This window comes from Peribacillus sp. Bi96 (assembly GCF_918698115.1).
Classification (GTDB): Bacteria; Bacillota; Bacilli; order Bacillales; family DSM-1321; genus Peribacillus.
In genome coordinates, this window is sequence record NZ_CAKKLV010000023.1 from 15,998 (window position 1) to 29,835 (window position 13,838).

The 13,838-nt window shown below is 40.1% G+C and carries 16 protein-coding genes and 1 other annotated feature; of the genes, 5 read left to right on the top strand and 11 right to left on the bottom strand.

Annotated elements, in window-relative coordinates; genetic code table 11:
- Nucleotides 1-165 precede the first annotated feature (165 nt).
- Entirely contained in the window at nucleotides 166-675 is a 510-nt protein-coding gene (locus LQ203_RS21855; protein ID WP_230161312.1) for a GNAT family protein, read from the bottom strand.
- A 316-nt stretch (nucleotides 676-991) separates the two neighbouring features.
- On the opposite strand from LQ203_RS21855, the gene LQ203_RS21860 reads away from it, so the two are divergent.
- Nucleotides 992-2,380 carry an L-cystine transporter gene (locus LQ203_RS21860; RefSeq protein ID WP_230161314.1) on the top strand — a complete coding sequence of 463 codons (1,389 nt, stop codon included), beginning with the start codon at nucleotides 992-994 and terminating at the stop codon, nucleotides 2,378-2,380.
- A gap of 372 nt (nucleotides 2,381-2,752) precedes the next feature.
- Here the strand turns inward: LQ203_RS21860 and LQ203_RS21865 are convergent, their stop codons facing one another.
- The 3 genes from LQ203_RS21865 to LQ203_RS21875 all read right to left on the bottom strand — a co-directional run bounded on the left by LQ203_RS21865 (nucleotide 2,753) and on the right by LQ203_RS21875 (nucleotide 6,069).
- Nucleotides 2,753-3,409 (bottom strand): phosphatase PAP2 family protein, encoded by a 657-nt coding sequence (locus LQ203_RS21865; protein WP_230161315.1) that lies wholly within the window; start codon nucleotides 3,407-3,409, stop codon nucleotides 2,753-2,755.
- A gap of 289 nt (nucleotides 3,410-3,698) precedes the next feature.
- Nucleotides 3,699-5,048, bottom strand: coding sequence for an amino acid permease (locus LQ203_RS21870; protein ID WP_230161317.1), 1,350 nt, complete (start codon nucleotides 5,046-5,048; stop codon nucleotides 3,699-3,701).
- A 59-nt stretch (nucleotides 5,049-5,107) separates the two neighbouring features.
- Nucleotides 5,108-5,343: a binding site (T-box leader), on the bottom strand.
- Between the two features lie 492 nt (nucleotides 5,344-5,835).
- Entirely contained in the window at nucleotides 5,836-6,069 is a 234-nt protein-coding gene (locus LQ203_RS21875; RefSeq protein ID WP_230161319.1) for a hypothetical protein, read from the bottom strand.
- Nucleotides 6,070-6,290: 221 nt separating this feature from the next.
- Here LQ203_RS21875 and LQ203_RS21880 point away from each other — a divergent pair, with 221 nt between their 5' ends.
- Nucleotides 6,291-7,454 carry an MFS transporter gene (locus LQ203_RS21880; protein WP_230161321.1) on the top strand — a complete coding sequence of 388 codons (1,164 nt, stop codon included), beginning with the start codon at nucleotides 6,291-6,293 and terminating at the stop codon, nucleotides 7,452-7,454.
- A 59-nt stretch (nucleotides 7,455-7,513) separates the two neighbouring features.
- Here the strand turns inward: LQ203_RS21880 and LQ203_RS21885 are convergent, their stop codons facing one another.
- From LQ203_RS21885 to LQ203_RS21910, 6 genes are all read right to left on the bottom strand, one after another.
- Nucleotides 7,514-7,816 carry a hypothetical protein gene (locus LQ203_RS21885; protein ID WP_230161322.1) on the bottom strand — a complete coding sequence of 101 codons (303 nt, stop codon included), beginning with the start codon at nucleotides 7,814-7,816 and terminating at the stop codon, nucleotides 7,514-7,516.
- 132 nt (nucleotides 7,817-7,948) lie between these two features.
- Nucleotides 7,949-8,590 (bottom strand): response regulator transcription factor, encoded by a 642-nt coding sequence (locus LQ203_RS21890; RefSeq protein WP_057276863.1) that lies wholly within the window; start codon nucleotides 8,588-8,590, stop codon nucleotides 7,949-7,951.
- On the bottom strand, nucleotides 8,583-9,629 hold the full coding sequence (locus tag LQ203_RS21895) for a sensor histidine kinase (protein ID WP_230161324.1): 1,047 nt from the start codon (nucleotides 9,627-9,629) through the stop codon (nucleotides 8,583-8,585). Before LQ203_RS21895 ends, LQ203_RS21890 begins: the two co-directional genes overlap by 8 nt.
- Complete coding sequence (liaF, locus tag LQ203_RS21900; RefSeq protein WP_230161326.1) at nucleotides 9,626-10,372, bottom strand: cell wall-active antibiotics response protein LiaF; 747 nt, start codon at nucleotides 10,370-10,372, stop codon at nucleotides 9,626-9,628. The genes LQ203_RS21895 and liaF overlap by 4 nt, the downstream gene beginning before the upstream one ends.
- 148 nt (nucleotides 10,373-10,520) lie before the next feature.
- A complete protein-coding gene (locus LQ203_RS21905) occupies nucleotides 10,521-11,156 on the bottom strand; it encodes a PspA/IM30 family protein (protein WP_230161328.1) in 636 nt (211 codons plus the stop codon).
- Between the two features lie 19 nt (nucleotides 11,157-11,175).
- Entirely contained in the window at nucleotides 11,176-11,523 is a 348-nt protein-coding gene (locus LQ203_RS21910) for a flagellar basal body rod protein (RefSeq protein ID WP_230161330.1), read from the bottom strand.
- 127 nt (nucleotides 11,524-11,650) lie between these two features.
- Between LQ203_RS21910 and LQ203_RS21915 the strand changes: the two genes are divergently transcribed.
- The 3 genes from LQ203_RS21915 to LQ203_RS21925 are packed head-to-tail and all read left to right on the top strand — an operon-like array spanning nucleotide 11,651 to nucleotide 13,017.
- Nucleotides 11,651-12,283, top strand: a complete 633-nt coding sequence (locus LQ203_RS21915; protein ID WP_230161332.1) for a hypothetical protein — start codon at nucleotides 11,651-11,653, stop codon at nucleotides 12,281-12,283.
- 11 nt (nucleotides 12,284-12,294) lie between these two features.
- Entirely contained in the window at nucleotides 12,295-12,669 is a 375-nt protein-coding gene (locus LQ203_RS21920; RefSeq protein ID WP_230161333.1) for a hypothetical protein, read from the top strand.
- Nucleotides 12,670-12,687: 18 nt separating this feature from the next.
- Nucleotides 12,688-13,017 carry a hypothetical protein gene (locus LQ203_RS21925; RefSeq protein ID WP_230161335.1) on the top strand — a complete coding sequence of 110 codons (330 nt, stop codon included), beginning with the start codon at nucleotides 12,688-12,690 and terminating at the stop codon, nucleotides 13,015-13,017.
- Nucleotides 13,018-13,115: 98 nt separating this feature from the next.
- Here the strand turns inward: LQ203_RS21925 and LQ203_RS21930 are convergent, their stop codons facing one another.
- Entirely contained in the window at nucleotides 13,116-13,730 is a 615-nt protein-coding gene (locus LQ203_RS21930) for a TetR/AcrR family transcriptional regulator (protein ID WP_230161338.1), read from the bottom strand.
- Between the last annotated feature and the right edge of the window lie 108 nt (nucleotides 13,731-13,838).

Here is a 13,838-nt window from a genome sequence, read left to right on the forward strand (position 1 = left end):
CTTTTTCTATTCCCTTTGCTTTCATTGTAAGCTCTTAATTATCGTTCAATCCGTCAGAAAGTAATTGTACCCATTCTTCCAGTGAAAGTTTATCCTTCATATGCTTATATGCATCCGGACTTCTATCGGACACATGCGTTCTTATAATAGAACAAAACGAACGATTTATAGGTTCCTACTATAATGATAGAATGTTACCTTTTGACCGGTAACCACATTATTTTCCCCATTAGTCGAAATCCGTTCAAAACCGTTTTTCTCCAAAACCTTTTGCGAGGCAATATTGTCGCTTGTCGTTTTCGCGTGTATTTGAACCACATTCAATCCCGGCGCTAGATTAACCAATCGCTTTAAAGCTTCGTTCGCTATCCCCTTTTGCGTAAATGCTTCACCAATTCTATAACCGACATCAGCCGTACAATCGATGGGATCTATATCCACAAGGTTAATCCTGCCAACAATTGTACCTGAGCCATCCTTAATCAAGTAAAAATAGGAGAGTCCAACTTCTTGTTCATTCAATAATTCCTTATGTCTGACTTTAAAGTTTTCAAAGCTATAATAATCATCTCCGCGACTCGGTACTGTTTGTTCAAAAAAACTTCTATTATCGCATTCGAATGTAAATAAGCATTTTGCATCTTCATCATTAAGCATTTCAATGGATATTTCCATCGCTGCTTCACCCCTATCAAATATTTCGCATATCTTTTAAAATTTGATCCTTCATCATTTGATTCAAGAAACCAAAAGACTTATCCTTCCTGATACTATATATAATGGAATATTTGTACAGAGATTGATCCTTGAGCGTCGAAAGAAGCTTATACCCTTTATTATCCTTCAGTTCAGGAATATGGTTACATACATGAATATCTTCCGATGTCAAAAATATATTATTTTTATCTGGTAAAAAATCAAAGGATGATGTATCATAAGCATCAGATATTTATTAAACTTATTAGCTTAATCGGAATTAGGAGGAATATATATGATTGGTTATGTGTTTTTAAATCTTGCCATAATGCTCATTCTTTTAGGCGTTTTATTTTACATGAATAAAAAACATGTCTCCTTTACAAAAAGGGTCTTTACTGGTCTTGGTTTAGGGATTGTATTTGGACTTCTTTTGCAGTATTTCTATGAACCACAATCAGAAGCGATCGTTAAATCGGTCGATTGGTTTAACATTGTTGGTTCTGGCTATGTCAAGTTCCTGCAAATGATTGTTATGCCGCTTGTCTTCATCTCGATCTTGTCCGCATTTACACGGTTGAAACTAACTAGCAATATCGGAAAGATCAGTGTCTTGATCATCGGTATCCTGCTTGGAACGACTGCGATTGCAGCGGCTGTTGGGATTACATCCGCAACTGTATTCAATTTGGAAGCCGTTCAAATCGAGCAAGGAGAAGCAGAGTTAAGCCGTGGGGATCAAATATCGGAAACATACGGTACGATTCAGGATAAAACGATGCCTCAGCAAATCCTTGAATTGATTCCTTCAAATCCATTCCAAGATTTAACGGGGGCACGTCCGACTTCGACCATATCCGTTGTGATTTTTGCAGCTTTTCTTGGAATTGCCTATTTAGGGGTCAAAAGGAAGCAGCCTGAACATGCAGAATTTTTTGCTAAGATAGTAGATACATTGCACAGCATCATCATGCGAGTAGTAACGTTGATTCTTCGTTTAACGCCATACGGAATCTTGGCGATCATGACGAAGACGGTAGCAACGAGTGATTTGGACGCCATCCTTAAATTGGGGAAATTCGTGGGAGCCTCTTATGTCGCCCTGATAGTCATGTTCCTCATCCATTTGTTATTGCTGACGCTTGCAGGATTGAATCCAATGGTATATTTGAGAAAAGCTTTCCCAGTATTATCATTTGCCTTCACTTCAAGAACAAGTGCAGGTGCTCTGCCATTGAACATCCAAACACAGAAACAACTAGGGGTGTCCGAAGGTATTGCCAACTTTGCTGGATCTTTCGGTCTGTCAATCGGTCAAAACGGCTGTGCCGGCATCTATCCGGCCATGTTAGCGGTCATGATCGCACCAACAGTGGGAATCAATCCACTCACTCCATCCTTTATCGCGATGTTGATTGCCATCGTGGCCATTAGCTCTTTCGGGGTTGCCGGTGTAGGTGGAGGAGCAACATTTGCTGCCATTCTAGTATTATCTGCGATGAACTTGCCAATTGCCTTGGCTGGACTTTTGATTTCCGTCGAGCCATTGATCGATATGGGAAGAACGGCAGTGAATGTCAGCGGAAGCATGACTTCAGGTATCCTTACAAGTAAAATAACGGGAGACCTGGATAAGCAACAATTCAGCGAAGAATCATCTTTGAAAATAGAAGCTGAAATGTAAAAGCAAAAGCATCAAACTTTCTGTTATGGGAAGTTTGATGCTTTTTTTGTATAGGCTCTTGAACCCTTCAACTGCTTTTGGTTTCCTGATCGTATATCCACAATAAATAAGTATCCCCACCATCGTTATCAAACTGCTCAGTATCAAATTAACGTTCCCTTGATAATGGGTCTGTTTCAATAAAACTTCAGGGGCAAAAAGGAGTATCGGAATGATGATGGAAACCCAGGATTTGCTCCATAAGGATCTTTTACGTTTATCTTGTCTACTTAATCAAATTAGCTTTGACCTTCACACAAAAAGCCACTGTAAAATATCAGCCCATAGGAGCAAATATATTACTGTGGCTTTTCTTTCATTTATGGACTGTAATCACTTTTTAATTTGCCTCGCTGGATAATGATTGGCCTGATAGGCCGATAGCGCTTGGAACATATACTGTATCGAAGCAAATACCCCACAAGCAAGAAGTATTCCTGCAAGTACATCCAATACGGCATGCTGTTTCGTAAATAGGGTGGAAAGGATAATCAGCGTTCCAAATGTGGTGACACTGGCATATTCCCATTTATGCTGTTCTTTCCGTTTATGGGCAACGATCATCAGGATGAATGTAGTCAGTACATGTATACTCGGAAGACAGTTGACAGGCTGATCATGACTATAAACGAATCTCATTAAATGGGCAAAGATATCATTCCCCACCACATCTGGACGCGGGACTGTCGTTTGCCAAAGGCAATACACAAGAAAACAGAGAAGTTTCCCTGATACCAGACTTCCCATAGCAACAAAATAGTGCCTACGATCAACGAAGCAGTAGTAAATCATCAATCCATATATATATGGATACCATAGTAAATAAGGAACGACAAATTCTTTAATAAAGGGAATCTCTCTATCTATTATTGTCGTAACATTGATAGCGTGACCTGAAGATTGATTGATGATCGAGTAAATGGAACTAGTAAGAACCAAAAGGAATAAATAATATAACGGGTGAAAAGAAAAAATCGAGTTGTTTTTCATAGTTTGCTCCATCTTTCAATATATTGGTTATTTTCCAAAGATTATTATACAACATTTTTCATCGGATGAACTCTTTTTATGATTATATAATGATTCCCAGGAACTATTAAAATGGATATCACTTACTCTTTCCAACAGCAGAACAAAAGGATCAAATTTCCCATTCTTTTGTATGACAAAAGGATCTGATTTTCCATTCAAATAATGACAAAAGGAAAGCCATGGTATACAATACCACGGCTAGAAACTGAAACTCTATACAAGAGAGGAAGAGGTGTTTTTTCTTCTGCTAGATTTTGTTAAGACGTCTTTTCCATACATACGTTAAGGTAATAAAGATGTAAATGCTAAGTGTAATGATCGTAACGATTATGGAAGTCGTGAAAATGATTCCAATCAGGATCGTTATTAACGCGATAATTGCAGCCCAGGTCGTATAAGGGAACCATTTGACCGAATAGGCACTAGTTTTTCCGGACTCTTGTTTACGTGACTTCAAATGAGCGACGGCAATAATCAACCAGATGAATAATACGGTATATCCCAGCGATCCCATTAGGAAATCGAAGGTCTTGCTTCCAGCAAATAATGAAATCAGTACACCACCATATAAAGCGGAAGTACACATGAAGATTGCGTAAACAGGAACTTTCTTCTTGGATAAACGTGAAAATATTTTAGGAACACGACCGTCCACGGCTTGTGTATAAAGAACACGGGATGAACCATATAATCCAGAGTTCATTGATGAGATGATCGCAAGTAAAACAACGGCGTTCATAATATGGTCGGCACCTGGAATCCCTATCATTTGAAAGACCATTACAAACGGGCTTTCCGGCACCCCGTTCACTTCGTTCCAAGGAATTAAGCTAACGATGATGAAAAATGGGATGATATAGAAGGAAATGATCCGTACCAATGTGCTGCGAACAGCTTTTGGAACCACTTTTTCGGGATTTTTCGTTTCAGCTAATGTGACCCCGATAATTTCCGTACCACCATATGAATAGATTACCACCAACATCGCAGTGATTAATCCTGTGGGTCCGTTCGGAAAGAAACCACCGTGGTCAGTCAAGTTAGAAAAACCGACGGCTGTATGATCACCATACGTTACGAGCAGTAACAATAATCCAGCTATGATGAACACGATAATGACGGTTATTTTAACTAATGCAAGCCAGTACTCCGTTTCGGCAAAAACTTTTACCGACAGCAAGTTAATCGCTGTAACTAACACGGAAACAGCTAATGCCAGTATCCAAATTGGATATCCAGGCAGCCAATATTGAAGGAAAATAGCTGCAACGACTGATTCGGCCGCTATGTTCAATACCCACATTTTCCAATAAATCCAATCAAGGAAATAAGCTGGATACTTTCCTAAAATAGATTGAACCAAATCCCTGAATGTTCTTGCGCCGCTATTGCGGACCGCCATTTCAGCTAAGCCTTGCATGATGAATAATAGGATGATGCCTCCTATCAAGTACGCAATAATAACGGATGGGCCTGCCATATCAATGGCGGAACTGCTTCCTTTAAATAAACCTGCCCCGATGGCACCACCTAATGCCATCATCGTAATATGCCTTGAAGTCATTGTCCTCTGTAAATTTCGTTTGTCCGTTTCCATATCCTTACCTCCCAAAATTCAAAAAAGGCATATCGTCTCTTCCTTCATAATCAAATGAAGAAAGAGACGATATGCCTTATGCTTACCGCGGTACCACTCTTATTGGCTCTTTAAAGAACCCTGCTTTAAACCTTGTAACGAAGGTTAATCGTTAAATACAAAGAGAATAGATCAAATCTAATCTTTTGCTTTACCACTCCCAGGCAAGTTCAAAGTATCATTGGACTGCGTTGCACCACCCCGCAGCTCTCTTTACCGAATAATAGCTTTTACTACTCCTGATCATTGCGTTTCAAAAATTATTTCTGAATATTTTTAATAATATCAATTACTATACGGACTCGAAGTAATTTTGTCAATAATTTTTTCAGAATAATATTTACTAGAAACAACTCTTAGGGAATTGCCATACAAAATCAACAAAATTACTATTCGAAATTAAAGAAGATACATGTCTAATGGGCAACTGCTTTTTCACTAATACAGTTTAAAAAATGATTGGTCATGAACTTAAAGAGTTATTATGAAATCTTCTAAATGATTATAAAGTTGTCCTTCTCTTATATAATATCTTCCCTATTATGGCAATCATACGCAAAAAAGACTAACGAATGATATAAGATCTATTTTGCTTTTTTGTAAACAATAAACAATCTTTAATATTTATTATCTATCAATCATTAAGAAATTCCTGCTGGAAAAACCCAACAATTAACACAGCCCCTGTTTGTTTAATCAAATCAATAAATTAATAAAAGAGTTCATACTATTTTCCTATCCACAACTTTTAAAACGCCATCCCTAACCATGATGCAGCCACCATCAAAACCCCAACGACAATTACCACAACTGGCCCTACAACAATTAATCCAAATAGCAAAGAGGCTACCGCGTCCATGAAGGTTCGAACGGGACCTACTTTTTCCTTTTTATTCGCTTGCTCCGTTAATAAGTCTTCAATATGACCGACTTTTTGTTTCAATTCCTGCAACTCTTGAATCACTTTTGTGTCTTGACCCATATTTTTATACACTCCCTAAACTTAACAATAAATGTTAATTCTATCACTTACATCCATTTTCAAAAAGTGCAATATACTCTATTCCATCCTTGAAACCCACTCTATTTGTCTATTTTCAGCCATTAAATGTAAAACTATTTTTTCAAAATCTGTCATCAATGTTACAATTACAAGGTTGAAATTAAACCAATCTATAGAACACGTGAGGTATCATACTTTTTATGAAAGCATTACGATTACTAAAAAGTTTTAACTTTTTATATTTTGGACTGCTTGCCATTTTCATTCCGTTTCTCCCAGTCTATCTCGCTGATCAAGGTTTGCGTCCAGCCCAAATCGGATTCATCATCGGTACAGGAGGTTTTGTCACCCTCATCACCCAGCCTTTATGGGGAATGATAAGCGACAAAACGAGAACTATACGAAAAGTCCTGTTGTTACTCATCTTTTTCTCGAGCGTAATCGGGTATTTTCTTTATGACTCAAGCAGTTATCTTCAGCTCATCCTGTTTGCCATGCTTCTATATTTCTTTCTGATGCCGATAGATCCCCTGACGGAAAGCCTCAACTTTACGATGGCAGAGAAATCCGGGATCAGTTACGGTTCCGTCCGGACATACGGTGCATTAGGTTATGCGGTCATATCTCTGATCACCGGCTATGTGATGTCATACTTCGGAGCGAACAGCCTTGCCTTCCTTTTTGCCGGCATTGGTTTGATCAGTTTCATTGTCAGCTGGATGATGCCTGATGCACCCGTTTCAGGGAAACCTGTCACCTTAAGCACCCTTAAGCATTTTTTCAGCAATAAAGAGACACTTCTCTTCCTGTTATTGGTCTTTATCTGTGCTGTTCCAGCGCGGATGAACGATACTTTCCTCGGCGTGTATATCCGGGAACTTGGAGGAAGTGCCAAGCTTGTAGGCTTGACCTGGTTCTTAGCGGCGGGAAGTGAAATCGTCGTATTCGCCCTAAGCTTCTGGTGGCTGCGCAAAGGTAAGGAAATCATCATCATTTCGTTTGCAGCAGCGTTTTTCTTTATCCGCTATTTCGTCTCTGCCTGGATTACCGATCCACAACTATTAGCTTATTTGCAGGTCATGCAGCTATTGACTTTCCCGATTTTCTACTCGGCTGCCATCCAATATCTATACCGGATCGTTCCGGTGGAGTGGCGTGCCACAGGCCAGACCGTACTGGCGCTGCTATTCTTCGGGGTTTCGGGAATCATTGCTTCTTATATTGGCGGCGCCATATATGGGGCTTTCGGGGGCAAGACCCTTTACCTTTTCATCTCCTCCATATCCTTTATAGGAATGGTATTCGCTTTGGTACTTTATCGTATATATGGCACGAGGCTCGATACTGCCGAGGAAGCGGTATAATCCAAAAAATGCATGAAAAAGAGCATGTTTTGATCAAAACATGCTCTTTTTGCATTCCGTTAGCGAAATAAAGGGGCAACCGTTAACATTAGTACCGAGAAGCAAAGCAGGATTGTCGTTGTCCTGTTTGAGAGTTTTACTTGTCCGTCATTTTTATAGAACCCTGAAAATTGAAGGCGGTTTTTATAGAGTACATAAAGTAATGGAAAAATTGCCATACCAACACCCCATCCGCCTGCGGTGTTCTCTACGGTTATACCAAAAATCGCATAGATTGAATGAATGATGAACCCCATTATCATTCCAATAACAAAAATAATAGTGATGATCCGAAATAATTCTAAGATAACTCTTAACATCATTTCACCTGCCTTCTGCCTGCTTTCCCTTATCCGTAAAAAAAGGCTGCCGCGAAGCAACCTTGAAAGAACTTTACAGGATGGTGTAATTCCCTAAATATAACAAACATTCAACTATTAGTAAATAGACGCTTTTTACTCTTCTTCTTGAACGAGCGAATGCTTAAATGCGTAAATCACTGCTTGCGTGCGGTCCTGCACGGCCAGCTTGCTTAATATATTGCTGACATGGACTTTGGCTGTTTTCAGGGCTATGTATAGTTCATCCGCAATTTCCTGATTCGTTTTCCCTTGTGTCATCAGCAGCAAGATTTCCATTTCCCGGTTTGTCAATTGATCATGAGGCTGGGTAATCTTTGGGCGGCGCAGCTTTTCCATCATTTTCCCCGTCACTTCAGGTTCAAGTACACTTTGACCCTGGAAAGTGGAACGGACGGCTCTCGCAATCTCGCTGGCCTTTGATGTTTTCAGCATATAGCTCGTCGCTCCGGCTTCCAATGCCGGGTACACTTTTTCATCATCCAGGAAGCTTGTCACGATGATGATCTTTGCTTCAGGCCATTTTTCGATAATTCGTTTCGTCGCTTCTATGCCGTCCATTTCCGGCATGACCAAATCCATCAAAATGATATCCGGACGCAATTCCATTGCCAGCTCAACAGCCTTCAAGCCATTGTCCGCTTCCCCGATCACTTCGATATCCGACTGCGCGGATAAATAAGCCGATACTCCTATTCTTACCATTTCATGGTCATCGACAAATAATACTTTAATCATCATGATCACCTCCAGCATTTAATAATGGGATTTTCACTTCAAGTTTCGTTCCTTTATTCGGAACGCTTACAAGTTGCATCGTTCCGCCTAATTCAACAGCCCGTTCATGCATGTTTTGCAGACCATATGAGCCCGTTTTTGACTCCTCGACGTTAAAACCAACGCCGTCATCCGTTATCCGTAAAATGATCAGCCCATCACGAACGATCAATAGAACTTCAAGCGAGTTCGCTTTTGCATGTCTTAGTGTATTGGAAATCGATTCTTGTAAAATCCGAAACAAATGGTCCTCAATCCCCTTATCCAGAGTGACAGGCTCCATCTTCCAATTTATATCCATCGTCACTTTTTGGGCCAATTCCAAAAGGAGCTCCTTCATTCCTTCATGTAAAGATTTTCCCTTTAATGCAACAGGTCTCAAGTGAAGCAATAACGCCCTCATCTCAAGTTGGGATTGATGGATCATTTCTTCCACTACCTTGAATTGTTTCATTTCCGTTTTTTCCATATCGGATTGTGATTCGGTGATGGCCGACATGAACATCGAAGCGGCAAACAATTGCTGGCTCACCGAATCATGCAGTTCCCGCGCCAAGCGGTTTCGTTCCTGTGAAACGATTTCCTGGATCTGTTTCTCCTGATCAATGGCCTTTTCATTCGCCATTTTTTGCGATAATTTTGTCTGCTCATTGATTTGCTTATGGATCAGTTGCATCCGTTCCACCATTTTAGCCATCTCTTGGACTGGATACGTCTCCTGTTGCGAAGGTAAGCGGCCCTGTTCAAGTAAATACAGCCCTTCATTCACCCTTTCCAGCTGCCGCTTCCAAAACATCCCCGAAACGACTCCATAAATCAGCCCTACCGTCATGACCAGGCTTGGCAGGAATATGACGAAGGGTAATCCCATGACCACTTTCTCCCACAATAAGCTCCAGTCGGATAAAGGAAAAATGAAGAAAACCGCCGCCGGCAAGGCAAGAGAGAGAACGAAAGCAACACCAAGGGCAGTCAATATCTGACGTGTCAGTATACTCATATCCGCTTCACCTCTAAATCCCCAACTAAGATGGAAGTGATGATATGAACCTTGTGATCCGTTTCATTGAACCCTTCTGTTTGGTAGGAATAAATTTGATTAAAGACCCTGGATTCAGGCTTATTTTCGAAAATTCGCGCTCTGCCTGCCACGACAGAATGATGGACTCTGATTTCGATGCCGTACGGTACAAGCACAGTGATATTGCCAATGATATTCCTGATGGAAATGACAGCGTCGCCTTTCGGTAAAATCGTTTTGCTTAGATCGATAACCGTATCACCGACCCCGCCCTGAACATTCACGGAATTCCATTCATATACATGCTCGGCCGTTTGTTGATGACCAAACAACTTATTTTTAAAAAGGTAATCGGTTTTCAATAATCGCTCTTTATTGATCCGTTCTTCGTCCATCTCTTCATTGGTCATAATGGGGTTGATCCAATCAGGATTCTTTTTCGACTGATAATATAAAAATAATAAATAAACGAGAACGGCCACAAGGAAAAATCTAAAGACGAACATATTTAAGACCGTGATGATAAGGGAAATCGCCCCTATAAAAAATAGGACTTTCCCGATTGACCGTTTTGTGAATTTCCTGCCTAAATAGATACATCCTATTGAAAAAGCGAGGGAAAAAAGGAGACCTCCACCCGTAAATGAAATCTCTAAAAAAAGCAGGACGACTCCGATGAGAAGTATCCATCCCATATAGTCCGTCTTCATCTTGTTCAACATCGGTTCGCCTCCCCTGTATATGATCATGATATTCTTAAAAGGCACAGGAACCCGTGCCTTTTAAGAATACCATGAAATTATCACGTTCTGACAGACTGTTTTCCCCCACCCTTCATTCCAATAGGTCAGGGGATAACAGCAATGCTGTTTACGCTTCTTTCTGTTCCAATTCTTTTTCAAGCTGGACGATCCTAGCATCGATCGTATGCCTATTATAATCTGTATGGACTTGGTGCTCGATGCGATCGATATAATGCTCCATATCTTCAAACATCGCCACCGGCTTGGCTTCAGAGCGGCCGCTATCCAAAACGCGATTGATCCTATAGTTTGCCCGGGCAATATTTTCCCTGCCCATCAATTCCATTCGCTTTAGATGCATATCCTTAAGCTTATGCTTCATTTCTTCATATTTCCGCTCCAGTTCAGCCAACTGAACCTCTGCACTTTTATGCGCCTCCTTCAAACTTGACGCACGATCTTCATAGTGCAAGCTCTCTTTTAAGGCAAATTCCATTAAATCGGTTTCTCCAGACTGCTTAGCAATCTCGGCCTGATGTTTACGTTTTTCAGCTAGATTTTGCGCTTGACTAATTTCACGCGTAAACTCTTCTTTCAAAAGATATTGACGCTCAAGCAGCTTGCCGACCTTTTCTGTCTCCTGCTCACATTGACGCAAATATTGATTTAGCATGCCAATGGGATTTTTTTGCTCCTTTTTATCAAGCAAATCGTGAAAATCCGCTGAAATCGTTTGTTTCATTCTGTTAAATAAATTACCCATTCCAATTCCATCCCTTCTATTAGTTCTTATTCAACTCTTTCCACTCTCTTTCAAAATTTGAGAATGGGTCATTTTCTTTCGATGATGCACTTTCATCATTTTCATTCCATTTTTTATAGACCAGGTAAAGAACATAAGCTGCCACCAATCCTAATATTGCCGGGATATGGGAAATAGCAACGATCAGCACGATAATGGAGACTGATCCCCACGCAATCTTAGCCCCTGTCGATTCGGACTTCATGAACTGCTTGAATCCAAAATAGAGGATCGCCAAGCAAATCGCCAGGCTGATCAATGGACCAACATTCGCCAGTAACAGGAATAATGCGATCAGTCCTACAATAAATAAACCAAATTTCTTCATTGTTTTCGTCCTCCTTTCCTTGTTTATATCTTATCTACTTTTACAAGTTCGTATAATGAGCCTTAGCTATATTTTCTAGTAAGACTTAAGGCGTAGACGCTATAAGTCCCACGCTAATGAGGGAGTTATGCTCCTGAGTTTAGTGGGTTTACTCGTAAATTCTGCCTCTTTACTCGTGAATGGATGCTTCACCTCGAGTTGGTTGATTTTCACTCAAGAATTTGCGGCTATTATCCGAGATTTGATGCTGTTTCTCGTGAATTCTGCTGGTTTACTCGTGAGTTTGAGCGTTTTACTCGTGAATTTGGACACTTTACTCGTGAGTTTTGGAGTTTTACTCGTGAATTTGAGCGTTTTACTCGTGAATGGATGCTTCACTTCGAGTTGGTTGATTTTCACTCAAGATTTTGAGGCTATTATCCGAGATTTGATGCTGTTTCTCGTGAGTTCTGCTGGTTTACTCGTGAGTTTGAGCGTTTTACTCGTGAATTTGGACACTTTACTCGTGGGTTTTGGCGTTTTACTCGTGAATGGATGCTTCACCTCGAGTTGGTTGATTTTCACTCAAGATTTTGCGACTATTATACGAGATTTGATGCTGTTTCTCGTGAATTCTGCTGGTTTACTCGTGAGTTTTGGCGTTTTACTCGTGAATTTGGTCACTTTACTCGTGAGTTTTGGCGATTTACTCGTGAATGGATGCTTCACCTCGATTTGGTTGATTTTCACTCAAGATTTTGCGGCTATATACGAGATTTGATGCTGTTTCTCGTGAATTCTGCTGGTTTACTCGTGAGTTTTGGCGTTTTACTCGTGAATTTGGACACTTTACTCGTGAGTTTGAGCGATTTACTCGTGCATTTGGGCACTTTACTCGTGAATTTGAGCGTTTTACTCGTGAATGGATGCTTCATTTCGAGTTGGTTGATTTTCACTCAAGATTTTGCGATCATTATACGAGATTTGATGCTGTTTCTCGTGAGTTCTGCTGGTTTACTCGTGAGTTTGAGCGTTTTACTCGTGAATTTGGACACTTTACTCGTGAGTTTTGGAGTTTTACTCGTGAATTTGAGCGTTTTACTCGTGAATGGATGCTTCACTTCGAGTTGGTTGTTTTTCACTCAAGATTTTGCGACTATTATATGAGATTTGATGCTGTTTCTCGTGAGTTCTGCTGGTTTACTCGTGAGTTTGAGCGTTTTACTCGTGAATTTGGGCACTTTACTCGTGAATGGATGCTTCACTTCGAGTTGGTTGATTTTCACTCAAGATTTTGCGGCTATTATCCGAGATTTGATGCTGTTTCTCGTGAGTTCTGCTGGTTTACTCGTGAGTTTGAGCGTTTTACTCGTGAATTTGGGCACTTTACTCGTGAATGGATGCTTCATTTCGAGTTGGTTGATTTTCACTCAAGATTTTGCGATCATTATACGAGATTTGATGCTGTTTCTCGTGAATTCTGCTGGTTTACTCGTGAGTTTGAGCGGGTTATAAGTGGTGGGAAGATGAATTCCTGATAAGGTGAGAAAATCTTAAAAAAATTAAATCTTCCGATTGTATAAAACCGGAAGATTGTTGTATTGCTATTATCACTACAAATACAAACCTTCGACGTAAACTGAGGTAATGGTTTGAGCAATCTCTTCGACAGTACATTGATGTTCGTTTCTGACAATTTCCCACAGATACATTTCATTTGTGAAAAACCACCCTCTTGCCACAAGCTCATGGTTTAATTCAGCTCTTGCCAGCCCATTTTGCTGTGCATAGGCGACGTCCTTTGAAATTCGCTGAATGAACTTCATGCGGATCGCTTTCCATTTATCTGAAATAACGGTTGATATCCCAATGGCCTGTTCGAAAACCTGCATCATATTGCGTTCAGCTTCTGCCATTTTCAAAAAGGCATTAGCTTGTTTGTTTATGATATGTTTTGCCTCGTCTTTAGATTTTGGAAAGAAAGAGGTCTCGGCAATTTCATAAAATTGCTCCATTACATTTTCCATTAGTACAATTAACAGATCCTCTTTCCCTTTAAAATGAACATAGGCCGTTCCGTATCCGATGTTTGCCCTTTTAATCATTTGGGAAATAAGCGCGGCTTGATAACCTTCTTCAAGAAATATTTCCTTTGCAGCTTCCAATAACTTTTGACGTGTCATGATTGAGCGTAAATGCCGTTTATCCCCTACTTTGCCATTCTCCATGCCTATTCCTCCCCTTATCCTCTAGCATAAAGGATTTCCATAAAATAAAAAACATTTGTTAAAAAGATTGATTTAATATTTATAATTTTCTGAATTAACTTATTGACA

Coding starts and splice junctions, on each gene's coding strand:
- LQ203_RS21915 (WP_230161332.1), top strand. CDS start 11,651: ATGCTCCTGAGTTTAGTGGGTTTACTCGTAAATTCTGCCTCTTTACTC.
- liaF (WP_230161326.1), bottom strand. CDS start 10,372: ATGTTGAACAAGATGAAGACGGACTATATGGGATGGATACTTCTCATC.
- LQ203_RS21905 (WP_230161328.1), bottom strand. CDS start 11,156: ATGGGTAATTTATTTAACAGAATGAAACAAACGATTTCAGCGGATTTT.
- LQ203_RS21865 (WP_230161315.1), bottom strand. CDS start 3,409: ATGAAAAACAACTCGATTTTTTCTTTTCACCCGTTATATTATTTATTC.
- LQ203_RS21880 (WP_230161321.1), top strand. CDS start 6,291: ATGAAAGCATTACGATTACTAAAAAGTTTTAACTTTTTATATTTTGGA.
- LQ203_RS21930 (WP_230161338.1), bottom strand. CDS start 13,730: ATGGAGAATGGCAAAGTAGGGGATAAACGGCATTTACGCTCAATCATG.
- LQ203_RS21875 (WP_230161319.1), bottom strand. CDS start 6,069: ATGGGTCAAGACACAAAAGTGATTCAAGAGTTGCAGGAATTGAAACAA.
- LQ203_RS21890 (WP_057276863.1), bottom strand. CDS start 8,590: ATGATTAAAGTATTATTTGTCGATGACCATGAAATGGTAAGAATAGGA.
- LQ203_RS21910 (WP_230161330.1), bottom strand. CDS start 11,523: ATGAAGAAATTTGGTTTATTTATTGTAGGACTGATCGCATTATTCCTG.
- LQ203_RS21895 (WP_230161324.1), bottom strand. CDS start 9,629: ATGAGTATACTGACACGTCAGATATTGACTGCCCTTGGTGTTGCTTTC.
- LQ203_RS21855 (WP_230161312.1), bottom strand. CDS start 675: ATGGAAATATCCATTGAAATGCTTAATGATGAAGATGCAAAATGCTTA.
- LQ203_RS21870 (WP_230161317.1), bottom strand. CDS start 5,048: ATGGAAACGGACAAACGAAATTTACAGAGGACAATGACTTCAAGGCAT.
- LQ203_RS21860 (WP_230161314.1), top strand. CDS start 992: ATGATTGGTTATGTGTTTTTAAATCTTGCCATAATGCTCATTCTTTTA.
- LQ203_RS21885 (WP_230161322.1), bottom strand. CDS start 7,816: ATGATGTTAAGAGTTATCTTAGAATTATTTCGGATCATCACTATTATT.